The 25,075-nt window shown below is 61.8% G+C and carries 20 protein-coding genes; 7 read left to right on the top strand and 13 right to left on the bottom strand.

The window, feature by feature from the left end:
- Nucleotides 1-334: 334 nt before the first annotated feature.
- Genes WDN01_21175 through WDN01_21165 form a run of 3 tightly spaced genes read right to left on the bottom strand, consistent with a single transcriptional unit; the run spans nt 335 to nt 3,078 of the window.
- Nucleotides 335-730: a cytochrome c gene (locus WDN01_21175; GenBank protein MEJ0028544.1), complete on the bottom strand. Its 396-nt coding sequence runs from the start codon at nt 728-730 to the stop codon at nt 335-337.
- A gap of 12 nt (nt 731-742) precedes the next feature.
- Nucleotides 743-2,437, bottom strand: coding sequence for a GMC family oxidoreductase (locus tag WDN01_21170; GenBank protein MEJ0028543.1), 1,695 nt, complete (start codon nt 2,435-2,437; stop codon nt 743-745).
- Nucleotides 2,437-3,078 carry a gluconate 2-dehydrogenase subunit 3 family protein gene (locus WDN01_21165; protein ID MEJ0028542.1) on the bottom strand — a complete coding sequence of 214 codons (642 nt, stop codon included), beginning with the start codon at nt 3,076-3,078 and terminating at the stop codon, nt 2,437-2,439. The genes WDN01_21170 and WDN01_21165 overlap by 1 nt, the downstream gene beginning before the upstream one ends.
- A gap of 361 nt (nt 3,079-3,439) precedes the next feature.
- On the opposite strand from WDN01_21165, the gene WDN01_21160 reads away from it, so the two are divergent.
- On the top strand, nt 3,440-4,459 hold the full coding sequence (locus WDN01_21160; GenBank protein MEJ0028541.1) for a hypothetical protein: 1,020 nt from the start codon (nt 3,440-3,442) through the stop codon (nt 4,457-4,459).
- A 218-nt stretch (nt 4,460-4,677) separates the two neighbouring features.
- Entirely contained in the window at nt 4,678-6,261 is a 1,584-nt protein-coding gene (locus WDN01_21155) for a tetratricopeptide repeat-containing glycosyltransferase family protein (GenBank protein MEJ0028540.1), read from the top strand.
- A gap of 29 nt (nt 6,262-6,290) precedes the next feature.
- Here the strand turns inward: WDN01_21155 and WDN01_21150 are convergent, their stop codons facing one another.
- The 3 genes from WDN01_21150 to WDN01_21140 are packed head-to-tail and all read right to left on the bottom strand — an operon-like array spanning nt 6,291 to nt 9,874.
- On the bottom strand, nt 6,291-7,283 hold the full coding sequence (locus WDN01_21150; GenBank protein MEJ0028539.1) for an amidohydrolase family protein: 993 nt from the start codon (nt 7,281-7,283) through the stop codon (nt 6,291-6,293).
- 14 nt (nt 7,284-7,297) lie between these two features.
- A complete protein-coding gene (locus tag WDN01_21145) occupies nt 7,298-9,064 on the bottom strand; it encodes a GMC family oxidoreductase (protein ID MEJ0028538.1) in 1,767 nt (588 codons plus the stop codon).
- Between the two features lie 54 nt (nt 9,065-9,118).
- Nucleotides 9,119-9,874, bottom strand: coding sequence for a gluconate 2-dehydrogenase subunit 3 family protein (locus tag WDN01_21140; GenBank protein MEJ0028537.1), 756 nt, complete (start codon nt 9,872-9,874; stop codon nt 9,119-9,121).
- 370 nt (nt 9,875-10,244) lie between these two features.
- Here WDN01_21140 and WDN01_21135 point away from each other — a divergent pair, with 370 nt between their 5' ends.
- The gene (locus WDN01_21135; protein ID MEJ0028536.1) at nt 10,245-11,531 is read left to right on the top strand and encodes an MFS transporter; all 1,287 of its coding nucleotides are present in this window, start codon (nt 10,245-10,247) and stop codon (nt 11,529-11,531) included.
- Between the two features lie 8 nt (nt 11,532-11,539).
- Here the strand turns inward: WDN01_21135 and trxB are convergent, their stop codons facing one another.
- The gene (trxB, locus tag WDN01_21130; protein ID MEJ0028535.1) at nt 11,540-12,475 is read right to left on the bottom strand and encodes a thioredoxin-disulfide reductase; all 936 of its coding nucleotides are present in this window, start codon (nt 12,473-12,475) and stop codon (nt 11,540-11,542) included.
- Between the two features lie 425 nt (nt 12,476-12,900).
- Here trxB and WDN01_21125 point away from each other — a divergent pair, with 425 nt between their 5' ends.
- The 3 genes from WDN01_21125 (at nt 12,901) to WDN01_21115 (ending at nt 16,349) form a co-directional block, all read left to right on the top strand.
- Complete coding sequence (locus WDN01_21125; GenBank protein MEJ0028534.1) at nt 12,901-13,290, top strand: DUF6165 family protein; 390 nt, start codon at nt 12,901-12,903, stop codon at nt 13,288-13,290.
- A gap of 167 nt (nt 13,291-13,457) precedes the next feature.
- Entirely contained in the window at nt 13,458-15,311 is a 1,854-nt protein-coding gene (locus WDN01_21120; protein ID MEJ0028533.1) for an acetate--CoA ligase, read from the top strand.
- A 48-nt stretch (nt 15,312-15,359) separates the two neighbouring features.
- A complete protein-coding gene (locus tag WDN01_21115) occupies nt 15,360-16,349 on the top strand; it encodes an MDR family oxidoreductase (protein MEJ0028532.1) in 990 nt (329 codons plus the stop codon).
- A 27-nt stretch (nt 16,350-16,376) separates the two neighbouring features.
- Here WDN01_21115 and WDN01_21110 read toward each other — a convergent pair whose 3' ends face one another.
- A complete protein-coding gene (locus WDN01_21110) occupies nt 16,377-17,135 on the bottom strand; it encodes a FadR/GntR family transcriptional regulator (protein MEJ0028531.1) in 759 nt (252 codons plus the stop codon).
- Nucleotides 17,136-17,310: 175 nt separating this feature from the next.
- Here WDN01_21110 and WDN01_21105 point away from each other — a divergent pair, with 175 nt between their 5' ends.
- Entirely contained in the window at nt 17,311-18,285 is a 975-nt protein-coding gene (locus tag WDN01_21105; protein MEJ0028530.1) for a helix-turn-helix domain-containing protein, read from the top strand.
- A 565-nt stretch (nt 18,286-18,850) separates the two neighbouring features.
- On the opposite strand, the gene ald is transcribed toward WDN01_21105, so the two are convergent.
- From ald to WDN01_21080, 5 genes are all read right to left on the bottom strand, one after another.
- Nucleotides 18,851-19,945 carry an alanine dehydrogenase gene (gene ald / locus WDN01_21100; protein ID MEJ0028529.1) on the bottom strand — a complete coding sequence of 365 codons (1,095 nt, stop codon included), beginning with the start codon at nt 19,943-19,945 and terminating at the stop codon, nt 18,851-18,853.
- A 67-nt stretch (nt 19,946-20,012) separates the two neighbouring features.
- The gene (locus WDN01_21095) at nt 20,013-21,470 is read right to left on the bottom strand and encodes a serine hydrolase (protein ID MEJ0028528.1); all 1,458 of its coding nucleotides are present in this window, start codon (nt 21,468-21,470) and stop codon (nt 20,013-20,015) included.
- Complete coding sequence (gene dgcA, locus WDN01_21090; GenBank protein MEJ0028527.1) at nt 21,461-22,441, bottom strand: N-acetyl-D-Glu racemase DgcA; 981 nt, start codon at nt 22,439-22,441, stop codon at nt 21,461-21,463. The genes WDN01_21095 and dgcA overlap by 10 nt, the downstream gene beginning before the upstream one ends.
- Nucleotides 22,442-22,516: 75 nt before the next feature.
- Nucleotides 22,517-23,101: a DUF3892 domain-containing protein gene (locus WDN01_21085; GenBank protein ID MEJ0028526.1), complete on the bottom strand. Its 585-nt coding sequence runs from the start codon at nt 23,099-23,101 to the stop codon at nt 22,517-22,519.
- A gap of 134 nt (nt 23,102-23,235) precedes the next feature.
- Nucleotides 23,236-25,062, bottom strand: a complete 1,827-nt coding sequence (locus tag WDN01_21080) for a S9 family peptidase (GenBank protein MEJ0028525.1) — start codon at nt 25,060-25,062, stop codon at nt 23,236-23,238.
- Between the last annotated feature and the right edge of the window lie 13 nt (nt 25,063-25,075).

The following is a 25,075-nucleotide window of genomic DNA, read 5'->3' as shown; positions in this document are numbered from 1 at the left end:
GCTGGCATTACAACGCAATCCGGCTGATTGATTTGTCCGGTACATATAATAATTCCTCCCCCGGCCTGCACTTGCATCGATGCAGACGTCTGTTTCTCTGCCCTGAGTTCCCTGTTTCGCCGCCGATCCGGGCGCCAGCATCCATCGCTTGGCGCAACATCCGTCGTTCGCGGCACTTCCAAGCGAAATCGCTTGCGCGCGCCCCACGCCTCCCAATTTCTTGAGCCCGGCTTCAGAACCGGTCTTGATTAGAGAGGGTTGAAGCCACCCTTTCCGTGAAGCGCTCGCGAGAAAATTCTCTGGCGCTCTGTTTCGCGGCCGCGAGGCGACGGCCTCAGTGGCCGCTCCCCTCGGAGGCTGCGTCCTCCGCTCGTTGGCGCTTGACGTCCGCAGGCGTCACAGCGCTCCAATTGTTGCCCCAGTGCGAGCGGATATAGGTGGCGACGCTCGCAATGTCCTCGTCGCTGAGTTGCGAACGGAACGACGGCATGTGCTCCGTGCCGCGCAAGATCATCCCGACGACAAAGCCGGCTTCGGCCAAGTCCGCATTGCCCTTGAACGCCGGTCCGAAGCGGCCCTCGCCGGAGGCTCCGTGGCACACGGCGCAATTGGTGTAGACCGCCAGATCCGGATCGGGCGCGATCCCATCCGCATCGGCCGCCTGGCCAGGCGCTGCGACGGCGCTCCACAAAAGCAGCGATAAGGCGCCGCGACCCAAAATGCCCGTCATCTTGTTCTCGCGCTAGCTTGTGAGGCGGCCGAAATTCGCCGCGATATATTCCGACGAGCGCCAGCTCAGCGCCTGAATCGTCTGCGTCGGGTTGTAGCTCGACACGGTCGGAAAGGTTGAGCCGCCGAAGATCGCCAGATTGCGGACTTCGTGGCTGATGCTGTAGCCGTCGACCACCGAATGCGCCGGATCGGTTCCCATGCGGGTACCGCCGAAGGCATGTCCGCTGAGCGGGATCGCGACGGGCCGGTTGCCCGGCCAAGTCTTGGTCGCGCCCATGGCGCGCAGAATTTTATCCAGGTGACCGACCGCGAACGCACCCATGCGCTTTTCGTTGTCATGAACGTCATAGGTCACCCGAATGACGGGATCTCCAAACGGGTCGGTCTTTGGTCCGGGATCGAGATCGAGATAGTTGCTCTCGTAAGGCAACGTCTCCACCGTCGCGCTCAGCGTGCCGACCGAATTGATGTTTGTCTTCAGCCAGTCCTTGTAGGCTTGGCCCCACTTCGGCACGTCGGGCGGGACTTCCCCTGCCGACGCGATGGGCAGATTCTGGAAATCGGAAAAAACCGTCACGCCGCGGATGAACCCCAGACCCGTGTGATCGAAATTGTCGCCGTAGAGATCGTCGAAACCCATCTCCTGGCCGAACATGCCGCTGAACAGGTTGAGATCGCGCCCCGGGAACAGCCCGTGCAGCGAAAGATAGGTATGCGTGATGTAGTTCTTCCCGACCTGGCCGTGATTGTTGGACAATCCGTTCGGAAACGCCTCGGACTTGGACAGCAGGAGGCGGCGGACGTTTTCGTACACATAAGTCGACAGGACGACGAACCTCGCCGGCTGTTCGACCATCTCGCCCGATAGCGTACGGTACTGCACGCCGCTGGCCCGGTTCGCGCGATCCACGGAAATCCGCGTCACGACGCTGTCGGGGCGAATCTCCAGCAGGCCGGTCCTTTCGGCCCGCCGGATCGCCGTGACCAGCATGCTCGACTTCGAATCGTTCCAGCAGGCAAAGCCGCTGCAGAATCCGCAATAAGAGCAGGCCGCGCGTCCGTCGTAATTGACGCTGTTGACCGCCGCCGGCCGCGGAAACGGATGGTAGCCGAGCGCGCGCATCGTCTTTTCCGCGAGCTTGGTGAAGCCGGCGGCCCGCATCGGCGGCATCGGATAGTCGCGCGACCGCGGTCCCTCGAACGGATTGACGCCACCCTTCCCCGACACGCCGACGGCATATTCGACATGGTCGTAATAGGGTTCGAGATCGTCGTAGCTGACCGGCCAATCGGCAATGCTCGAGCCGGGCGGAAGGGCGCTCTCGCCATAGCGCTTGACCGTGTCGCTTCGCACGCGGAAATCACCAGGCGTGAAGCGCCAGCTTAAGGCGCCGTAGTGGACCGTGCTGCCGCCCACGCCGTTCATCATCCTTGTGTTGTGGAAGGCAGGCGCGTCGGTCGCGGCGACGGACTCGTTATAGCGCCAGGTCGGCATTTCCTTGTTGTATTTGACCTCGCCGAGATCGTTACGGACATGGCAGCCGCCGATCTCATCGAGGCCGGTCGCGAAGTCCTGCGGCGTCAGATAGGGACCAGCCTCCAGCCCGACGACCTTCAAGCCCTGCTTGGTGAGAATTTCGGCGGCGGTGGCCCCGCCGGCGCCCATGCCGACGATAACGACATCGGTCGACGGCAATATCCGCATCAGACCGGGCTCCGGCCGAAGCTGCCGATCGTGCGGTTTCCCGCCGGCTTCGCGCCGTCGATCTCCTGCTCGGCCTCGGAATAGTTGAACTGCAGCCCGCGATAGCCGATCAGATTCCAACCGATGAATTCGTAGTTCCCGCCATGAACGGGATCGCCGAACGTGCCTTCGAGCATGTGCCGGTGCAGCAGCCTGAAGAAATGCTTTCCGCCGTCGGCCAATGTCACGACGCCGAGGAGTTCCAAGACGGCGCCTTCGTCGAGGCGTGTGAGAATTGCGTCGAGTGCCGCTGGAGGCAAGGCGCCAGGCTTGTCCGCCCCGGCACGCTTCGCCAAAACGGCGATGGCAGCCAGACCCGCGCGATAGACGGGCAGGTCTTTGGCATAGGCGCCGGCAAGCGCGCGATCGATGTAAACCTGTGCGCGCGCCTCGACGGCACCACCGCTAGACGCATCCCCCGGAAGCAACCGGCCCAGCGCGGCCACAAGCGTATCCATTTCCTCCGTGAGGAGCGCCGCCGGCTGTTCGCCGGCCAAATCCGTGCCGGCTCTCGCGCTGCGGAGCATCAAGATGCCGGTCAACGCGCCGACGCCTCCGAGGAACCCGCGCCTTGCGGGCGCCATCCTCTCGATCAGGGTCATAATGCGTCCTCCTGCGGGCGTATCGTGCCGCCTTTTTTCTTGCGCAACCCGGCGAGCCGCGACCTTCCGTCCTTCAAGCGTGTTGGCGGCCCGGACGGATCGGTCGCGTGACACGAGACGCTAGTGAAAAGACCGCCGGCGGCAAACGTGAATCGCGCGTCCGCAGCCGCGAAGCGAAGAAATAAATTCCTCGCCGGTGCTTCACGGAAATCCCGATCCCGCCCCTCCTTCCTCCAAAGGGTTCGAATGAAGAACCGCAATCGAGGGAGGGGGGAGCATGCGCGCAAATCGCAGCGCTTTCGCCGCCGCCGCGCAGCGGATGTCGCCGACATCGGCTAGCTACACATCGGGGAGGAAAATAATGCGTTTCAAATCCGGATTGGCGCTCGTCATCGGCGTTGCCGCCGGCACCATCATGCTTGCCTCATCCGCGGCCGCCGAAACGATCGATCAGATCGCGGCCAAAGTGCTGGCCCTCGACACGCGCCGCGTCGAGGCCTGGCAAAAGAAGGACTGGGCGCGGATGAAGCCCATGATCTCGGATGACGTCTATGCGTTCAGCGTGACGACGCTTCCCCACGACGCGACCGGCAAGGCGGCGTTTTTCGAATGGGCCGCCCGCCAGGATTTTCCGAAGACCCTGGTGTTCAAGAAATTTCCCGAGATCGATCCGGACCGCCTGAACAATCACTCGGCCTGGATCATCGGCGCCGACAAGAGCGTGGCCATCGTCACGGGCGTTCTGCAGGACACCACGCACCCGAAGGACAATGGCGAGACCTACGTCGCGCTCTACTACAAGAAGAATACCGAGTGGCAGCTGCTGCGCTACATCATGACCGTGAACGGCAAGGGCGCGCCTTTCGTCGGGGCGACGGTGCCGCCGCCCGGCCCGATGAACCCCTCGCTCGACGCGCTTCCGCCCGAAGGCAAAGAGGTGGCCGCGAAGCTCGTGGTCTGGCACGATTCCCTGGCCCGCCGCGTGCAGAAGAACTTCCCGACGATCTTCAGCGACCGGTCGCTCTTCGATCGCGGCGACCTCGGCTACACCAAGGAGCGCAAGAGCGAGGGCGTCCTGGAGACCGGGCAGGACTATGTCGCCGGGAAAATCGCGGACCCCTCGGGCGCGCCGGAAGTCGTCGGCAAGGCGAATCCCGTGGCGCTCGTGCTCGGCAAAAGCCGCGACGTGGTCGTGCTCAACGACATCCGGGCCGACGCTACGGGCGGCAGCAGCGGCTGGAGCATCGACTATGTGCCCCAATGGCGCAACTGGATGAACGAATGGACCGTGTGGGAACGCAAGGACCCCACATCCGACGACTGGAGAATGACGCTTTGGGCCGGCGGTCAGTATTACCCGACCGCGACCAAGCCTGACTGAAGCCTGCGTATTTGGTATTTGGTCAGTAGTGACGGGAGTCGTGTCCCCAACACGACTCCCGTTTTTTTTTGCGCGAGGAAGCGGCCTCCGGGATGCCGCGCAGTGCGATGGCCGCGGCGGGCTTGCCCGTCCCGCCCATGCGTCACTAAGGTCGCCGGCGTTTGAGGTGCCGTCAACCTGGCGCACCGCCGTATGATGGCGCTTTTTGAGGACTTCGCATGAGCGGGTTCGATATTGCCTCGGCCCAATTCCGCAAGGCGATCGAGCAACATGGTCTTGGACGCTTCACCGAGGCCGTGGCGTTGTACGATTCCGTCATCCGGTTGAACCCGAAAGCCGCGCCCGCCTATTCCAATCGCGGCCTCGCCTTGGCGGCGCTCGGCAGGGCCGATGAGGCGATCCAGAGCTACGACCGCGCCATCAAACTGAAGCCGGATTACGCGGAAGCGTACAACAACCGAGGCATCGCCTTGCGCGCCGCGCAACGGCTGAACGAAGCTCTGCGGAACTTCGAGCGTGCCGTCACGGTCAAGCCGGACTATGCCGAGGCCTATAACAATCTAGGCGTCGTGCTGCAGGACCTGTGGCGCCAAGAGGACGCCCTGCGGAGCTACGACCGCGCCATAGCGCTCAAACCGGATTATGCGGAGGCGTACAACAACAGAGGAAACGCGCTGCAGTATCTCCAGCGCCCGCAGGAAGCCATTCAAAGTTTCGACCGCGCGATCGCGCTCAACCCGCGTGCCGCGGATGCTTATGGCAACAAGGGCCTGACGCTTCAGGACATGGGGCGGCTGGACGACGCGCTGCGATGCTTCGACAGCGCCATCGCGATCGATCCGCAGGGCGCGGAAGCCCATTGGAACAAGGGGCTTTGCGCTCTGTTGACGCAAAATTTCACGGACGGCTGGCCGCTTTATGAGTGGCGAAAAAAGCGCCGCGGCCAAACCGTCTATCCGAAATATTCCCAGCCCGAATGGATGGGGGAGGAGCCGCTGCGCGGCAAGACCTTGCTGATCCATGCCGAGCAAGGGCTAGGCGATACGATCCAATTCTGCCGCTATGCGCTACTCGCCGAGGCAGAGGGGGCAAAGGTGATCCTGGCGGTGCAGGACGGGCTGACGCGCCTGATGAAATCCCTCAGTCCAACTATCGAAGTCGCGAGTTTGGAGTCGGCGCCATCGGCCACCGATTATCACGTCGCGTTGCTCAGCCTGCCGTTTGCGTTCCGGACCCGAGCGGACACGAATCCCGCACCGGTGCCATATCTAATGCCTGAACCGGAAAGGCTGGAGAAATGGGCGAATTCCATAGGGCGGGAAGGCTTCAAGGTCGGCATCAGCTGGCAGGGCAGCAAGCACACGCAAGTCGATATCGGCCGGTCATTCGCGCTCAAGCAATTGGAGCCGCTCTCGAAGATTCCGGATGTGCGCCTCATCAGCCTGCAGAAGAACGACGGCGGCGAACAGCTGAACGATCTTTCTACCGGCCTTCGCGTGGAGACTCTGGGAAGCGATTTCGACGCCGACCCCGACGCCTTCATCGACACCGCCGCGGCAATGCAAAGCCTGGACCTCGTCGTCACCTCGGATACGGCCGTCGCGCACCTGGCCGGCGCATTGGGTCGCCCAGTCTGGGTGGCGCTTAAATATATGCCCGATTGGCGGTGGTTTCTCGATCGCTCCGACAGCCCCTGGTATCCGACCATGACGCTGTTTCGGCAATCGTCCTATGGCGACTGGTCCGGCGTCTTCTCGGCGATGGAGGCGCGGCTTCGCCAGGAGACGTCACGGCCGCGCTGACGCGGTTGCGCGGCGTTTCGTAGCGAATTTCACCCGATGCCGGGCTGATCCGACGCGCGCCTGACCCATTTGTAGACAAGCAGGGAATTCTTCCAGAAGAATTTCTCGGCCATCGCACGGGGCTTGTTGGCATAGTACGCCCTGGTCAGCGCGACGACCTGCGGGATCGTCTTCAGCACCGGTCCGATGACAGGCGGATAGTTGGAGGCGAACATCGCGCGGTCTTCGCCGAATGTCTGGATCAGCAGGTCGAGTCGGTCGCGGTATTTACCCGCCATCCATTGTCCGTCCGCGGTGTGATCGGTGTCGGCAAGCGTGACGGCGTTGGACCAGGACATCTTGGCGAAGATGTTCGGACGGGCGGCCATCTCTTTCAGGACGGCTTCGTACTCCGACCATTCCTCAGGCTTGGGCTCGAACGCCGGCAGCGAGTCGATGACGATTCGCAGGTCCGGCACTTTGTCGCCGATCCTGACCACCGCCTGCAGCAGATCGACGCCGCGATTGACCGTGTCCAAGGTCAGGTCGGCCGCCGCCAGGCGCCTCAGCCCGTCGAGGAAAATCGGATTGTCGACCTGCTTGCGCAGATCGTAGCCCCACAAGCTGCTGTAGCGGATACCGCGAAACAAAGGGTTCTTGCGAAAGCGGTCGAGATACTCCGCAAATTCCGGCCTGTTCGGATCCAGATTACCGACGACCCCGACGAACATCGTGTCGCTCTGAGCCTGTTCCAGGACCCACAGATTGTCTTCAACCCAGTTGCTGACCTCCATGACCATGGCGCCGACGATGCCAGCCGCTCGAGCCCGATTGTCGTACATCCGCGGTAACGAGACGCCGCCTTTGTAATAGGGCGAGTCGATGAGGGCGTAGGGTGCGCCTTGGGGGCGCGTCGCATCGAACAGATGCATGTGCGGGTCGATGATGGGTATGCCAGAAAGGGGCTTCGCGGCTGTCCCGACGTCGCTCGCAAGCACCGCCAGCGCCGCGCTCGCGCCTGTCACCATGTCCCGTCGGTTCACGTCCCGCCTTCCCGTCAGACGAGCAGCTGGGGAGATTTCACATATCGCTGCGCGATCGCCTCGGCCGCGCGATAGGCGAGCGCACCCACCGGCAGGGTCGGATTGAGCGAGGGAAGCTGCGGAAGCGCCGTGGCGCCGACCACGAACAGGTTGGGCGTCTGCCAGCATTGCAGATAGCCGTTGACCGCGCTGTTCTCCGGCGAAGAGCCGCAGATCGCACCCCCAGACTGGTGGATCGAGCCGCGGTAGGCGAAGTCCATGTGCTCCGGCAGTCCCCTGGGTTCGACGCTGCTTGCGCCCATGGCTCTGGCGATCTCCGCCATCTTGGTGTGGAGATAGATGTCGGCCTTCTTCTCGTTCTCCTTGTTGTCGTAAGTAACGCGCAGCATCGGTATGCCGAAGCCGTCGCGATAGGTCGGATCGAGATCCAGGAAGTTTCCGCGATGGGCCTGGTTGTCGTGCTGCCCCGTCATCTCGACCGATCGGCTGGCATAGTGCGCCACGGCCTTTTTCCACGCCGATCCGAAGGCGGGCGTGCCGGGCGGCACGGGCGCGCCGTCCAGGATGCCGCGGCCTTCGTTCACCACGCCGATCGCCGCACCGCCGATGAACCCCAGTCCCGTATGGTCGAAATTGTCGCCTTGGAAATCGAATATCCGCGCGCCGTAGCCACCGGACCCCATGAAGTAATTGAACACGTGCCCCTGGTCGAAGAACAAAGTCGCGGCGGGCGTGATGTGATTGTGCCAGGTGAAATTGCGGCCGATGACGCCCTTGCCGGTTTGCGGATCGTAAGGGACGCCGATTTGCGACACGAGAAGCAAACGGACATTCGCAAAGGTGAAGGCGCTCAGGATGACAATATCGGCCGGCTGCTCGATCTCCTGCCCCGCGGGATCGACATAGGTGACGCTCCTGGCCTGCTTTCCCGTCGAATCGAGATTGATCCGCGTCACCACCGAGCGCGGCCGCAACTCGAACCGCCCGCTCGCCAGCGCGGTCGGCAAAAGCGTGAGCTGAGGACTCGCCTTTGCGTTCATCTCGCAGGCATAGCTTCCGCAATGGCCGCAATAGGTGCAGGCATTCAGCATCAGCCCGTCGGGATTGGTGTAGGCGCGCGTCATCGTCGCGCGGGGAATGGGAAACGGATGGTATCCCAATTCCTCCGTCGCCTTGACGAACATGGACTGCTCGTAGGAATAGGGCGCGGCCGGGTTGGGATATTCGTGCGCGCGCGGACCCTCGAACGGGTTACCGCCAGCGACGATCGTGCCGTTGAGATTTCCTGCCTTGCCTGCGGCGCCAATCATCCGCTCGAACTTGTCGTAGTAAGGCTCCATGTCCTCGTAGGACATCGGCCAGTCCTGGCTGGTGCAGTCCTCCGGCAGCGCCTTGGCGCCATAGCGCTCTATCGTGTTGGTCCGGACCTTGAAGTCCCAGGGCGTCAGGCGATAGCAGTTCGCGGCCCAATAGACGCCGCCGCCCCCGACATTGTCGACCCAGGGCATGGCGCCGTGGCGGCGAACCGGACGCGCCGTCTCGTCCAGGCTGTTGCGGAATGTCACGGTCCGCTTGCTGAGATCGGCAAAAGGCGACGCCTGTTCCTGATTGCCGAGCTCGTCATGCATCGACGGGCCCATGAAATCGGCGACGTTGCGCGGCCCACCGCTTTCCAGGCCAACGACCGACAGGCCGGCCCTAGTCAATTCCGTCGCCATGATCGCGCCGGCCCAACCGACGCCGATCACCACGACGTCTACGGATTTCAATCGTGTGGTCATTCCCGCAAGCCCTGCCCTGTATGTTCTTGTTTGTGCGTTCGTTCCGATGCGGCGCTAGCCGTTCGTCATTCCCATGTCCCGCTCGATGTCGATGATGCCGGTCGGGGGCGACGCCGGCTTGTAAAGCTGGTTCGCCTTGAGAATTTCTTCGCTGTAGTCGACGGCATTGCCCGGATAGCCGACCAGTTTCCAGCCCGCCATGCCGCGATTGCCGCCATAGATCGAATCCGCGAAATATCCCCTCTTGGTGTCGTGCACCAACATCGAAAGAAAGCGCTTGGCCGGGACATCGTCGGAGTCCAGGTCCTTCGACAGGCTGTCCAAGCCCGCGAGGATCTGGTCCTGGTGTTCCGCCGGCAAATCGGCAAACGCGGATTTGTATGTGTCGGTGCAATACCGGTCGATAGCCTCCAAGCAGATGCGATAGATGTCGGCGACGGTGATCGCGAGCTGATAGCCCTGATATGGGGTCGCCGGACCGAAGGGGCCTTGCAAGTACATGCGCGCGTTCGCGCCGTAGCCGCCCGCCAACTGCCGGTCGAGGAACACGACCACACCCGCCTCACGGGCGCCGGGACCGAGTTCGTCGGTTGGGATGATCCGGTCGACGGCCGCACCGAGCAACCGCACCTCATCCGGCCGCAGGAAGACATAGCCTTCCAAAGGTTGCGGTTCGTGCACGGCCGGCGGCGGGGTCATGTGGCGCATCGTCTTGGCGGCGGCGATTCTGGGAGCGAGCGTCGCCGCGGTGGCCCCTGCCATGAGTGCGATCATCCTGCGTCGATCGAAGGAGACAGCCTGCTGCGTCATGCGCCTTCTCCAGGAAATGTCGCGCGATCATGCGCGAGGGACAGCTCGCGAAATGGTTCGCTGTCGGCCATGAGCGCAAATTACCCCGTTGTGTCCGTATACAGAACGACCGAACCACATGCGGGCTGCGGCTTTAAGCAGCACCACGTCCGTTTCACGGAATCTCAAACAGTGCCGAAAAGGTCGATTCCAAGCGGCTTAACAGCAGGTCTGTGATTTGATCTCATGCGCGGCTTGGACGCTTCACGGAAAATCCGCAGTGCGGAATCGGCGATATTGTCGATCGTCGTTCGCACAACGCTTCTCCCTCCGCAAAAAAACTGCCACCTTCGCCGCAAATAAGATCGGCGATGCCGACGCGGGAGGGGCCGTGACGATACATAGCGCGACGCCAGCGCAAGATGCGGCACTGACCTCGCGCCATTGGCTCGCGCTGGGCTCGGCCTTCCTGGCGTGGCTGTTCGATTCGATGGATCTCAACCTCTTCACGCTCGTGCTTTTCCCGAGCGTGGCGGAGCTGCTGCATAGCACCAATGCCGGCGACATCGCCCGGACAGGCGGGCTCATCATGGCGATCAAGCTGTTCGCCTGGGGAATAGGCGGTGTCGTCTTCGGCGTCATCGCCGACAGCATCGGGCGATCACGCACCTTGATCATCACGGTGCTGATTTATGCGGGCTTCACCGGGCTGAGCGGCCTCGCGCAAACCTGGTGGGAACTCGCCATTCTCCAGGCCTTGGCCGGGTTCGGCATCGGCGGAGAATGGTCGGCGGGTGCCGCCCTGATCGCCGAGACCTGGCCCGAGCGGTATCGCAGCCGGGCCATGCAGTTCGTGCAGCTCGCCTTTTCCGTCGGCTTCTTCGTCGCCGCGCTGGATAATCTGATTCTAGGACCGATCGGCGGATGGCGGTGGGTGCTTGCCGCGGGCGCACTGCCGGCCCTGCTAACGCTTTTCATGCGTCGCCACGTTCCCGAGCCGGAACTCTGGATGCGGGTGCGCGAGAGAGAGATTCAGGACGGCACACGGACGTCGTCCTTCGGCACGTTCGCCGCGATCTTCAGGCCCGATCTGCGCCGAAAGACAATCGTCGGTCTGCTCGTCGCTTCCGCGATGATGATCACCTCCTGGGCAGGGCTAACGCTGTTGCCGAGCTGGATCCAGCAGCTGCTCGGTCCGGCGCATGCCGACGGCGTGAAGGTAGTGAGCTACGCCTTCATGCTAATGATGGCGGGTGCGCTTGCCGGGTATCTCACCTTGATGTGGCTGACCGATGCGATCGGACGGCGCAATTCGTACTTCCTCTTCGCGGCAGGTGCGTTCGCCGCGTCGCTGTATCTCTTCCTGCATGTCAAGACGCTCGGCCATCTGCTGTGGTTCATTCCGGTCTATGGCTATTTCGCGATCGGCGGATTCGGCACGTTCGCGGTCTATCTGCCCGAGCTGTTTCCCACGCGCGTGCGAGCCACCGGCCAGGGCTTCTGCTGGAACCTGGCCCGCAGCATCACGGGCATCGGCCCGCTCGTCGCCGGCGCGCTCGTCGGGACATTCGGCTCTCTCCCATACGCTGCCGCGGCGGTCTCGATCTTCTATGTCGTCGGACTGGTGGCGATCTGGTTTGGACCGGAAACGCGAAACCTTCCAGCCGACGAGAGTTGAAGCTCTCGTCAGTGCCCGCTGGCGAGGAAGCGTTCGGCCTCCAGAGCCGCCATACAGCCCATTCCGGCAGCCGTCACCGCCTGGCGGAATATCTTGTCCTTTACGTCTCCCGCCGCAAAAACGCCGGCGACGCTGGTATGGGTGGAGTCCGGAGCCGTCTTGATGTACCCCGTTTCGTCCATTTCAAGCTTGCCCTTGAACAGCTCGGTGGCGGGCGAATGCCCGATGGCGACGAAAAGCCCATGCACGGCGAGTGCGCTCATGCTGCCGGTCACCGTATTGCGCAGGTTCAGGCCGGTGACGCCTCTCGGGTCCTCGCCGCCGACGACTTCGACCACTTCCGTGTCGTAGAGAATGTCGATCTTCTCGTTGGCCGTCACGCGCGTCTGGTTGGTCTTGTCCGCGCGCAACGTGTCGCGGCGATGGATGAGAGTGACGCGCTCGGCAAAATTGGTAAGAAAAAGGGCTTCCTCCACCGCCGTATTGCCGCCGCCCACCACCGCGACGCGCTTGCCGCGGAAGAAGAAGCCGTCACAGGTGGCGCAGGCCGAAACACCGAAACCCTGGAATTTGCTTTCGCTCGGCAGGCCAAGCCAGTTGGCGCTCGCGCCGGTCGCGATGATGAGCGAATCGGCGGCGTAAACGGCGCCGGAATCGGCCGTCAGCGTAAAGGGACGGCGCGTGAGATCGACGGCAGCGATGGTGTCCTGCACAAACTCGGTGCCTAGATGCTCCGCCTGACGCTGCATCTGCTCCATCAGCCAGGGGCCTTGGATCGCATCGGCAAAACCCGGATAGTTCTCGACCTCTGTCGTGATGGTCAGCTGACCGCCCGGCTGAATGCCGGCGATCAATAACGGCTCCAGCATGGCGCGCGCGGCGTAAATGGCAGCGGTGCAGCCGGCCGGTCCGCTGCCCAGAACAACGACTTTCGCGCGTTTCATTCGATCGACTCCTACCCGGAATGTTGGATTGTCCTCACGATCGACGGCGCCGAAAATAAGGCGGTCGTGTGTTGGACAGAGAGGGACGCTGCTTTCCTCTGGCATTGCATCGTGGCAAGCCTTTATCAGCCCAATCCGACGAAAGAAATAGCGCTAGACGCTTCGAAATGTCCTTCTCCGCCACGCGCGGATGACGCGAGCAGTCGGCAGTTTTTCGACAAGTTTTTCCGCTAAAGCGAAATCGCCACGCACCAAAAAAATCGGCTCTATCGCATTCGCATCTGCTGGATCGGAAAAACGTGGCGGCGACGGAAGCTCACGATTGCGCTATTGAGGCAATCAATTGTCAAATGGCGATGCAATGGGCGAAAAACGCACACTAGGGCAGCATGCGATTTACGCACCGGCTCACGAGGCCTAATACCATGTTGGTAAGCATTCCAGTGCCGGCCGGTGATTTGATCGACCGGATATCCATTCTCCGTATCAAGAAGAAACGCATACCGGATCGTCCGACGCGAGCGAGAATCGGCCGGGAACTGGCCAGACTCGTTCACATCCGCAACGCGAAGCCGGCGCTGGCCACGCGCAAAATACGGCAGAAGGAGCAGCTCCTGCAGGCGCAGAACCAGCGCCTCTGGGACCTGGAAGACCGTCTGCGGCGCCTCGAAGCGAAGAAGAGCTTTGGAAGAAGCTTTGTCGCGGCGGCGAGACGCGTGTATCTGACGAACGACAAGCGCGCACGGTTGAAGCAGGAAATCGACCTGCTCGCCGGAAGCACGCTGCGGGAGGAGAAGTGGTTTTCGGTCAATTGAACGTTCGTCGGGCCGTATCGTTTGCGCCATCGCGCCGCCGCCGAGTATTTGCCTTACAAATATCAGATTGACAGAAACCGCCTCCGCGGTATGAATGTCGCGAACTGTCCGGGAGGGCGACCGATAGCGCTTTTGTATAAGCTCTGCGTCGCACAAACAGTACGTTGGTGCACACAGCAAGCCATCTTGACAATCCCGTTGTTGCCGATCCCGATCGGCTGATCGAAGCCGCCCTCGCCGATCCTGTCGGATTTTGGGAACGGCATGCCTGCACCCTGAGATGGCTTTCGCCTTGGACCGAGGCCGCCCACATCGAGGGATCCGCGCACGCCTGGTTCGTCGGAGGAACCACGAATGCAACGCTCAACGCGTTGGACCGCCATATCGAGGACGGGCGGGGAACGTCGCCTGCCCTGACCTGGGCATCCGAGGACGGCCAGGACGTCCGAAACTTCACCTATTCCGAAGTACGAACCGAAGTCTGCCAGATCGCAAATGCACTGGCATGGCTTGGCGTCGGCAAGGGCGACCGCGTCGTCCTCTACATGCCGCTCATTCCCGAGGCGATTTTCACGATGCTGGCCTGCGCCCGTCTCGGCGCCGTGCATGCCGCGGTATATGCGGGCATCGGCGAGACGGCCTTGCGGGATCGCATCGCGGACTGCGAGCCGACGGCCGTGATCTATGCCGACCGCTCGTATCGGCGTGGAATGCCCATTCCACTGACCGGGATCGTCTGCCAGGCCCTGAGCGACCGGGACCAACCCAATGTGATCGGTCTTCGTCGAAGCGACGCTAGGCTGCCGGACGGCCATCTCGATTTTCGCGAGATCGTATCCCAGGCGCCGGCCTGGCGCGACGCCGAACCTATGGACTCCGAAGATCCGTTGTTCATCCTCTATACCTCGGGAACGACCGGCCGCCCCAAGGGGGTCGTCCATGTGCATGGGGGGTATATTGTCGGGGTCGACTGGTTCGCGCGAAACTTCTTCGAGCTGGGTCCCGATCGCGGCGTATGGTGGTCCACCTCGGATGTGGGCTGGATCGTCGGCCACTCCTATATCGTATATGGGCCGTTTCTGGCGGGCGCGCACCAGTTCGTGCGCGAAGGCGCCGCCGACTGGCCCGCCGCCGATACACTGTGGCGCCTGGTCGATCGTTATAAAATCACCGCGATGTTCGTCGCGCCGACCCTGCTGCGGATGTTCATCCGCGCCGGCGAGGCGTGCCTTGAGGGATCCAGCCGCCGGTCATTGCGGCTGATCGCCTGCGCCGGCGAGCCTCTCAATCCGGAAGCGATGGCGTTTGCGAAGAACCGCATCCTTAGCGACGACGAAGGCGCTTGGGGCCAGGTAGTGGACAATTTCTGGCAGACCGAAATCGCCAGTCCGCTGATCGGCACGTTTCCGGCGATGGTCGCCAAGCCCGGCTTCGCCGGACGTCCGATGCCGACCGTGCGCACGCGCATTGCCGGTCCCGAAGGAGCGCCTGTTGCGGTCGGAGAAACCGGCCTCCTCGTCATAGAGCAGCCTCTGCCTTACATGCTGCGGACGATCTGGCGCGATCCGCTGCGCTATGAATCGTTGTGGTCCAAGGTTCTGGGCGGGTACGTCACCGGCGACGTGGCCATCGAGGATGCCGATGGGTATATCTCGCTTCTCGGGCGGTCGGACGATGTGATCAACAGCGCCGGCCATCGGATTGCGACTGCCGAGGTGGAATCGTCGCTCGTCACGCATCAGGCGGTCGCGGAATGCGCGGTCATTGGCCTGCCCGACGCGCTCAAGGGCGAGGTCATCAAGGCCTTTGTCGTCCTTCGGCAGGGTTTCGACGGCAGCGACGTGCTGCGCCGCGAACTATCGGACCATGTCCGCCGCCAGCTCGGACCGATCGCACAGCCGGCGCAACTCGACTTTGCTTCAAGCCTTCCGAAAACGCGTTCCGGAAAGGTGATGCGGCGGGTCTTGCGGGCGCGCGAGCTCGGCCAGGACGTCGGGGACATTTCGACCCTTGAAGATTGAACAATCGACGAGCCGCTAGGCGGCTTGCTAACAGCGAAGGATCTGACCGTGGCATTCCGCGCAATAGTGTTGAGAGAAGCCGAAGGCAAGGTCACTTCGAGCGTCGAGATGGTCGATGAGGCCGAGCTTCCGGACGGCGACGTGACGGTCGCCGTGGAATACTCGACCATCAACTACAAGGACGGTCTGGTCCTCGCGGGACAGGGACGGTTGGTGAAGAAATATCCACATATTCCAGGCATCGATTTCGCGGGCAGCGTGACGGCTTCCGCCAGCGATCGGTTCGCGGTGGGCGACAAGGTCGTGCTGACAGGCTGGCGCGTGGGAGAGATTTGGTGGGGCGGACTCTCGCAATCGGCGCGGGTGAAAGCGGACTGGCTGGTACATCTGCCGAAGGGCATGACGACTCGCCAAGCCATGGGCATCGGCACGGCCGGCTTCACGGCCATGCTCTCCGTCATGGAACTGCAGGAACATGGCGTCAGGCCGGACAGCGGGACTGTTGCCGTGACGGGCGCGGCCGGCGGTGTCGGCAGCATCGCGGTCGCTCTGCTGGCGGCGCTGGGATACCAAGTTGCGGCATCGACAGGACGTGCCGCGACGCACGACTATCTGCGTAAGCTTGGCGCGTCCGAGATCATCGACCGTTCGACGCTGGCGGAGAAGCCGACCCGGCCCCTGCTTTCGGAGCGCTTCGCGGGAGGCATCGATACGGTGGGCAGCAATACGCTCGCCAATCTGCTGGCGCAAATCAAATATCGCGGCAGCGTTGCGGCCTGCGGTTTGGCCCAGGGGGCGGACCTGCCCGCTTCTGTCGCGCCGTTCATTCTTCGGGGCGTGCGCTTGCTCGGAATAGACTCCGTCATGTGTCCGACGGACATTCGCCAACGCGCCTGGGAAAGGCTCGCCCGCGATCTGCCGATGAACCTGCTCGAAGAAATGATCGTGACGGAGCCTCTCGCCGCCGCTCCGGCACTCGGCGCACAGATATTGAAGGGGGAGATTCGCGGCCGTACGGTCGTCGACGTCAACGCGTAGGACCCAGCGTCTCGCGGCCGGCGGGCGCTACCGCGTCGTTTTCCGCGCGCGCGGCCGCTTGACTGTGTGCGCGGCGGCTGACCGATATTTACCGGTCAGGTATTCCATCAGTCCGCGCACGGCGGTGACGGCTTCCGCCGGCCGTTTCTTCACGATCGCCGCGAGAACCGCCTCATGATACTTGACGACCACCGCCCGCTCACGTTCGCGGTAAACGACCATGTTCATGATCGGCAACATGGCCTCGACAATTCCGTACATGAGGAATCGCAAGGGCCCGTTGTGGGTCGCATCGACCAGGGCCCGGTGAAAGCGAACGTCGGCCGCACAGAATTCTTCGTCGGACACTTTCTCGTCGCGAAGCTCGGCAAGAGCGGTTTTGAGCTTTGCGATGTCCGCCTGATCCCGGGTGGTGGCAGCCTGGCGGCAGCAGATCGTATCAAGCTCAAGCCTGGCCAGCGCGATCTCGTCGAACTGGAAGCCGCCTATCGTGACCATGAGGGTGACCGCGCCGGCGAGGGTCTGTCCCATCTCGCCCGGCTCAGGCTTCGTCACGAAGCTTCCACCCGAGGGGCCGCGCCGTGCCCGCACCAAGTTCTGCGCGGCGAGCAGCTTCAGCGCTTCACGGATCGTCGGGCGCGATACGCCGTAGCTGGCCGCGAGCTCGTCTTCCGTCGGGAGCCGTTCCCCCACCTTGATCCTGCCGTGAAGGATGGCTTCGCGAATATCCTTGGCGATCTGTTTGGCAGCCCCAGCCGTGACGACCGAATCGTACTTCAACGCCATATTCCCGCCCAATCGTCCGCAACGAGCCCGCTTCCCATATCGCCTTGCGGATATGCGTTTCAAGTCGCGTTTTGATCGTCAACGCGACGCGACGCGGAAATCGGACGCCATTTGACGATTGTCGGTGGCACAAATTTTGATATCGTGATGAGAAAAAGCACCGGAGGAAATAGACATGCTCACCTATTCGACGCGCGGATTGGAGTCGTCGGCGAAGGTAGCCTATTGGAACGACGTGAACAGCAGCGTGTTGACGCCGGTCAAGACCCGCCCTTCCAATCCGAGCCAGTTCGACGCCGAGATGCGCTGTTTGCGATACGGCCGTCTGCGCATGGCCAACGCCGTCTCCCAACCCGCGACGGTGTCGCGCCCGGAATTGCGAGCGTCCGATCACGGTGAACATCTTTTTTTCCTGCGCGTGCTGTTGCAGGGACAACTTGTTATCCGCCGTGACGACCGCGATATCCGCCTCGATGAAGGCGACCTTGTGCTGAGCGACGCGACGCTGCCCTACACCCTCACCTATGAGAAACCGTGCAGCACGCTTTTGCTCATCGTCACCGAGGACGATCTGCGCAAGCATCTGCCGTCGCCGGAAGAAGTCGTAGGTGTCAAGCTATCCGGCGCGACGGGCCTGTCGCGAACGACGTCGCTGATGCTCAAGAGTGTCTGGGAGCAGGCCGACCTGGGTTTCCCACACGACCTGGGCTCGCGTATGGCCGACAGCCTGCTCGATGTCTTCGCCACGGCGTGGATGGCGACGAAAGGCAGCGTGGTTCCGGAAACCGCCAGCGTCGGAACGCACCGTATCAAAATCAAGCGCTATATCGAGGCTAATTTGCGCGACCCAGAACTCGACCTGCGCTCGGTCGCCGCGGCGTTTGGCCTCTCGCGACGCTACCTTCATCTCGTGTTCACCAGCGAGAAAGAGACGCTTTTAAGTTTTATCCGGCGTCGCAGGATCGAGGAATGCTGCAAACAGTTGACGGACGTATTGTGGCAGCGCCGGACGATCACCGAGATCGCTTTCAGCTGGGGGTTCAACAACATGACGCATTTCGCGCGCGTGTTTCGAAATCACTACGGCGTCAGTCCGCGCACCTATCGCAAAATGCATCTGTCTTTCGAACGACAAAACGGCGCCTGCTAGCAGTCGCTCATAGCCGATAGGCGATCCCAAAAAACAGCAAAGCCAGTGACCGAGGCATCGTGATCGGCACGGCCGTTGATAGGCGCGCCACAGGGCTCAGCGCCACTGTGAGCACGTAGTCGTCAGCCCGGTCCGGTGATCCATTCCTGCGCAGAGTGGTGCCCAAGCAAGCCGCCGCGTTTGTCTCCGATCCATTTTGGAAGGCAGCAGACGGACGAGATTTTTCTAAGCGCTTGAAAATGGTGGGCAATACAGGGATTGAACCTGTGACCTTCCCCATGTCAATGGAGGGGCCATTCAACGATTTCAATAGCTTATGCTAGCGGGCATACGCAGAACTAAGCAGGAAAAGGCGGATTTTTGCCCCCGTTGCGTTACACCTGCGTGCCACCAGAACGCCTGTTCTGAGCCGACATTTGTGATCTGATCCCTCGTTGGCGCGTCCAAACCGATTTGCGCTCCTCCCCACGCGCTCGAACGGTTTTTACGGTGGAAGGAAGTCGTAGGCACTGATCGACGTCGGGCAGTCATTTTCAGCCGCCCGATTGCGCTGCCTCGGCAGAGTTCAGTCCGGCCTCCGATCAAGGGAAGCACGTATGACGGGATGCCGGATTTCTCCCGCCATCACGTTCAGTCCCGCGGCCAAGTGCGGGTCGTCGGCCAATGCGCGATCCACACCCTTGTCGGCGAGCGCAACCACGAAAGGCGCCGTCACACCGTTGAGCGCGTAGGTCGACGTGAGCGGCGCCGCGCCCGGCATGTTGGCCACGCAATAGTGGATGATGCCATCCACGACGTAGGTCGGTTCGGCATGCGTCGTCGGGAACGAAGTCTCGAAACACCCGCCCTGATCGATCGCGACATCGACAAGTACGGCGCCCGACTTCATCCGTGCGAGATCGGATCGCCGCACCAGCTTGGGCGCCGACGCTCCGGGCAGCAGCACGCAGCCGATGACGAGATCGGCCTGGATCAACTCCGCCGCGATCGCGTCCGGCGTCGAAAAAATCGTACGCACGCGACCGCCGAAGTGCCGGTCGAGCAGATCGAGCCGGCGCGCCGAGATGTCGAACACGCACACATCGGCATGCAGGCCCAATGCCATCTCGGCGGCATGCGTGCCCGACACGCCTCCGCCAAGAACCGTCACCCGCGCGGGCGCCACGCCGGGCACACCGCCGACCAGAATGCCCCGGCCACCCGCCGGCTTCAGGAGTTGAACGGCGCCGATCTGCGTCGCCATTCGGCCAGCAACCCGGCTCATCGGCGCAAGCAACGGCAATCCGCCATCCGTGCCGGTCACGGTTTCGTATGCGATGGCCGTGCAACCCGAACGCATCAGGCCCCTTGCCTGGTTGGGGTCGGCCGCAAGATGAAGATATGTGAAGAGCACATGATGCGGGCGCAGCCGGACGATCTCTTCGGGCTGCGGTTCCTTTACTTTGACGATCAACTCGGCAGCTTCGAACAGGCGTTCAGCGTCCGGCATGATGGAAGCACCGGCCTTTTGGTAGATTTCGTCGCCCACCCCGATGCCCCGCCCGGCGCACGTCTCGACAAATATGTCATGGCCGCGACTCGCAAGAAGCCCCACCACGTCGGGCGTCAGGCCGACCCGGCCTTCGAAAGTCTTGATCTCCTTCGGTACACCAATCCGCACGCCAAACTCCTAAACCAAATCCATCGCACTCCAAGATCGCAGACACGGTGCGTCGGCGGATAGAAATTCACGCCTTGCGAAGAACAATGGAGGCTAAAGCCGGTTCAAAGCGGATCGCCATGCTTTCGATATTGCCGCCGACGCCCGAGTGAAACTGTACGCAGTTCGACGGATCGAACGGATTGTTCATATATATGACGAACATCTCGCTCTCCGCGGCGACCCACACATCGTAGTGCCAATGCCTTAGCGACAAGCGCAAGCCATCCCGATTCAGGATCAGGATGCCGCCTTCCCGTTCGACTCTGATCTCGCCATAAGCGGGATGCGCGTAGACACCCGCATAGGCGTCCAGAGCGTGCGATGGCCGCGTATTCTCGACATGGGGCGCGGCCCGATTGCGCTCGCGCGTGTCCGTTATGTTCTTTTCATACTGGGCCAGCAGCTCATCGAGATGCTGCAGCGGCTCGAACCCCATCAGCACGTCGAAAGTCCGCTGCGCGATGAACGGTGCAAGAACCGGCCCGCCAAAATTGGTGACCGACACGATTCCAATGCCATCTTTCGGAAACAGGCTCACCACGCTGTTCACGTCATGGAGATGGCCACCATGCGTCAGACGTGGCCGGCCATGGTAAGCGCCCACGACCCAGCCCATCGCGTAGCTTATGGGAGACAGCAGACCCACCAGCTCCGAACCGCCCGTTATCTGGGGTGCGTGGATTTCTGCGAGCGTCGCAGACTTGACTAAGCTGCGCTCTCCCGCCCTTCCGTCGTCCAGATTGAATTTCACCCAGCGCGCCATATCGAGGACGGTGGAGTAAAGCGATCCACCCGACGGCGCCGTCGCTTCGGCAGACCGCCTGCTGCCAGCAATCAGCTCGCGCCGGTTGTTCTCGCGATAGGAAAGCGTGACCTCCGCGCCGCCCGGCACGCCGAACGCCGTGTCGTGCATGCCCAACGGCGTCAGTATCCGACGGCGGACCAGTTCCTCCCAGCAGATCCCTGCCACTTTTTCGGCCACATGGCCCGAGGCGACGACCGAGAGGTTGTTGTATTGATACCGTTCGCGGAACCCGACCGACGGTTCGAGGAAACGCATGCGTTCGACCAGTCCGGCCCGATCGAGCGAGCGGCCATCCCAAACCCAGTCGTGACGCGGCAGGCCGGTGCGCATCACGATGAGATCGCGCAACGTGACCTGCGAACTCACGGCCGCATCCCAAAGGCGAAAATCGGAGAGATAACTCTGTACCGGAACATCCCAGCCGAGCAACCCGTCATCGACCAGCATGCCGATAAGCGTCGCGTTGAACGCCTTTGTCGTCGAGGCAATTGGATACGCCGTCTTTTCCGTCAGCGGCAATTTTTCAGCAAGATCACGATAGCCATAGCCTTTGGCGAAAACCGTCGCGCCATCGGCGACAACGGCGACCGCACCGCCAGGAATGCGTGCCGCGTGCAGGATTTCGGCGACCAGCGCGTCGATCTTGCCTGCATTTCCTCCTGTATCCTTCAGCCCCATAGTTCCATTTCCGGCGGCATCATAACGCTGCCATCATAGCGGATGCCATGGGGGACGTCGGACGTTAACAGGGGCGGTCCGTCAAGATCGACGACATCGCAGAACTGTCCGACCAAAAATCCCGGCGCCATCGACAGCGACGACCCGCCCATACAGCCGATCATCAATTTGAAACCCGCCTTCTGTGCTGCCGATACGAGATTAAAGGCTTCCGTCATTCCACCGGTCTTGTCGAGTTTGATGTTCACGAATTGATACTTTCCCACAAGCGCCGGCAAAGAATCGGCGACTTGGCAGGATTCGTCGGCACACAGAGGAACAGGGCTCCGAAAGCCGGCCAATGCTTCGTCCTTTCCCACGGGCAAGGGCTGCTCGATGAGCTTCACGCCGAGCTCGGCCATGCGCGGCGTCAGCTTCCACAATTGCTCCTCGCTCCACGACTGGTTCGCGTCCACGATAATATCCGCGTCGGGCCGGAGCTTACGGATCGTGGCAACGCGCGCGACGTCATCGTCATCACCCGCAAGCTTGACTTTCAGCAGCGAGTATTGGCGGAGGCCGCCGGCAGCGGCGCCCATCGCCTCCGGCGTGTCGATACCCAATGTGTAGGCCGTGAGAAGCGGATGGACGTCATGCAGCCCCGCCAGGCGCCAGGCACGCTGTCCGCTGCGTTTGGCCTCCAGATCCCACAGCGCGCAATCGACCGCATTGCGAGCCCCTCCAGCGGGCAGCAAACCCGCAAGATCGCGGCGCGAGAGGTTGCCGCGCAAATCCTTCTTCACCGCCTCCAGTTGATCCCATATCGTCGTGGCCGTTTCACCGTGGTAGGACACGCCCAACGCCTCGCCACGACCGACGAAACTGCCGTCGGCAAGCTTGACGACCACGGTCTGGGACAGGGTTTGGCTTTTGTAAGCAATCCGGTGCGGAGAAACGTACCGCCAGTCGACCCTTTCGAATTCAACGTCCATGGCCGCGGTCACACCTATGGTTGTCGAGAAGGCCGCATATCTTCCGATGCGCTTCGTGTCGCGTCATTGCTGCGATCAACCGCCGGGACAAGGCGGCAGAGAAAGAAGATCGTCCGTCCAGTCGCCGTTTACGCGGGTCTGGATGATTTTGCGGCCGTTCGCTCCGGCGCGCACGTCGACATAGAGCCGTTCGCCGCTCTTTTCCATGTAGTAGACATATTTTTCCGTTTCGATGAAACTGATGATGGTTTCGATCGGATAGTAGTAGTCGACCTTGCCCTTGACCACGTCCGGCCCGGCGAGGTGGGTGATGCTTTCATGCGAACCGTTGGATTGCGACCTGCGTGTCGTATGGATTTGGTACTTGTCCATTCCCCTTTCAGGCAGATCGAGGAGATCGTTCGTCCATTCGCCGTCTGCACAAGCCTGGAGATACTTGACGCCGTCGGCCCCGGCCCGGACCTTCACGTAGATTCTGAGCCCCCGGTCCTCCATATAGAACCGATGCCTTCCCGCTTCGATGTACTCGCAAATCCTCGGCACGTTATCGACATACATGCGCTCGGCGTCTTCGAGCTTCGGCCCATAGAAATGCGTGATGGACGAATGCCCGCCCTTGGGATTCGAGAGGCGGATGAAGGTAATCTTGTACTCGGCCAACGGCGTAACTCCCCTTCAAAGATCGAAAGCACTGCAGGGCGCGGCTTTCTGCGACGCGCCGTATATAATCACTGTATATATCCGGAAAGTCAACGACGGTGCGAAACGCGCGTCGCGTCTTCTGCAGCCATGAATTAACCGTCGATCAAGTGTCGCTTGAAAAAAGCCGCTATCCTAACCGTCGACTCGATCCGGTTGGCGACGTGCCGCCAGACATGGCCTTCGTCGGCGAATTTAACGTACTCGACGGGCACGCCGCGCTTCGACAGGCCATCCACCACCTGCTCGGCCTCGATGACCGGCACGTTGCGATCGTTCGCGCCGTGCAAAACCAGCAGGGGCGTTTTAATGCGATCGATCTTGTGGATCGGAGACAGTTCTCTGAGCATGTCCCGCTGCGTTTCCGGGTCGCCGTATTTCACTTTGGACGACGACGCCATCCACGGCTCGGTATGCGCGAAAAAGGTCTCGAAGTTGACGATCCCGAACAAATTCACGGCAGCGGCAAACATGTCGGGAAAATAGGTTATTCCGCACATGGCCATATAGCCGCCGTACGAACCACCCATAATTCCGAGCCGGGTTGGATCGGCCAGCCGCATGGAAACCAAAGCATTCGTGGTATCGGCGATGTCTCTTATGCTGTTCGCCCGCAACGGGCCATTGTCCAAATTTGCGAATCGCCTGCCGAATCCAGCCGATCCCCTCACATTGGGAACGAAAACGCTGATTCCGAGCACCGCAAGCGCCTGAATATCCGCCGCGAGGTACGGTCTTGCCTGGAGTTCGGGACCACCATGGTAATGAAAGACCATGGGCCTGCAGCCGTCAGCCGGCGATGCCCGATAGAGCCAGCCCGACAGTCGAACGCCGTCCCGCGCATTATATTGGATCGGCTCGGGCTTCACCAGTCCAAGGAGGTCGACGCCTTCGTGCGGACTATGAGTCAGTTGCCGACATTCGCCCGATGGCAGATCGAGCGAATAGAGATCCTGCGGGGTCCGCGATCCCCGCGCGATGAAGATGAGCTTTTTGTCGTCGCGGGTGAACGACGGCGCATCTATCTGCTCGGCCGGCAGTGGGACTTTGTAAGAACCCCCTTGGGAATCAAGAGACCTGACTTCCAATTCGCTGATCCCGCTGGCGTTCCACACCAGCGCCAGACTTTTGCCATCGCGCGACAGGGCGCCTTCATCGGCTTCCGCATCGTCGCGGGATGCCACGATCTCGATCGCGCCGGGCGCGCCGGCGTGCGATATTCGCAGAACGCCCACCGAAGCGCGGTCCGTCAGCTGATCATCGAACAAATAGATCCGGTCCCCGTCGGCCGAAAAGCGGGCCCATTTGAAGCTGGACGGCGGCGTGGGAGGGGTAAGGCGCGTCTCCGATCGCGCTCCGACATCGGCAAGATAGAGTGCATTGCTGCCGCGGCTCATCATTCTGCTGATCAGAACAAGATTGCCGTCCGGACTGCTATCGAGAACGAAATTCAATCCCTCGGGTTTGGTGAGCAAAACCCAACCGCCAGTCGCGGGATCGACGAGATAGGCATCCATCCGCGCCGGATCGTTGCGGTTCGATCCGATAGCCAACCGCGAACCGTCCTTTGTCCAACAATAGAGCCAGTTGTTTGTCATGCCACCGGGCGTAAGCCGCCGGGCATTCTCGCCGTCGGGGCTTACAATGTAGATTTGGATGTTCTGCCCGCCACCGGGCGCGACATCATATGCCAGCCAGTCGCCCCTCGGCGACCAAGCCACGTGGTGCACAGGATCCGGAAGATCGGTCAGCTGACGAGGTGGAAGACGGTTGTCCAGATCCGCGATCCACACTTGCGGGCGCCCGCTTACGTTCCAGACGAACGCGACACGTTTCCCATCCGGGGATTGTGAAAACGCATCAACGGACTTGATGCCGGCGAGCGCCTCCACTTCGGCCCTAAGGCCCATTATCGGCGGCATGTTCGGCACGAGC

The sequence above is a fragment of the Rhizomicrobium sp. genome (assembly GCA_037200985.1).
Lineage (GTDB): Bacteria > Pseudomonadota > Alphaproteobacteria > Micropepsales > Micropepsaceae > Rhizomicrobium.
This window is presented reverse-complemented; position numbering and strand designations above follow the sequence as displayed.